Annotated in this window: 1 pseudogene; it reads left to right on the top strand. The window is 77.8% G+C overall.

Going from position 1 to position 762, the window contains the following annotated elements:
- A pseudogene (locus A2U95_RS30490) lies at nucleotides 1-762 on the top strand (virulence factor); the annotation flags it as partial.

The following is a 762-nucleotide window of genomic DNA, read 5'->3' as shown; positions in this document are numbered from 1 at the left end:
CCGCGGCGGCGGCCGTCCGCTCCCGCACGGCCGCGGACGCGGCCACGCAGGCAGCCGCCGAGGCGGACGCCGCGGCCACCCGGGCCGAGGCCGCCGCCGAGCGCGCCCGGGCCGACGCCGACGCGGCCCAGGCGGCCAAACTCCGTGCGGACGCCGCGCTGAGGACGGCGACCAGCGCCGTCGCGGACGCCATCGACGCCTCCGAGCACGCCTCGGCGGAAGCCAAGCTGTCCGTGAAGGCGGCCGACGAGGCCGAGCGGCTGGCGGGCGTCGCGAAGACGCAGGCCGACGAGGCGCAGAAGCAGGCCGACGCGGCTGTCGCGGCTTCGGCGAAGGCGGCCGGTTTCGCGTACGTCACGGCCCAGGCGGCGGTGGACGCGGGCAACGCGGCCGCGCAGGTCGCCGCACCCGCCAACGACGCCATTCAGCTCGGTTCCCCGTACGTGGACACCGACGCGGCGGCCGGACTGGTGGTGCTGACCGGTCAGGCGTCCAAGACGATCGCCGAACAGCAGAAGGCCGTGGCGGACGCCCACGCGACGAACGCGGCGGAGGAGGCGGCCGCCGCACAGGCCATCGCCACCCAGGCGCAGGGCGACGCCAAGGCCGCCTATCAGCACGCGGCGAACGCGGCCGGCCACGCGGCCACCGCTCGCGGCTACTCCGCCCAGGCCCTGGACTACGCGGCCCAGGCGGCCACGGCCATGTCCAAGGCCGTCGCGTCGTTGGCCCGCACCGCCGACCACGTCCGGCAGGCGGCCG

It is taken from the genome of Streptomyces chilikensis, from assembly GCF_001642695.1.
Lineage (GTDB): Bacteria > Actinomycetota > Actinomycetes > Streptomycetales > Streptomycetaceae > Streptomyces > Streptomyces chilikensis.
The sequence above is the reverse complement of the archived record's forward strand: the minus strand, read 5'-3'. Positions and strand labels throughout refer to the sequence as shown.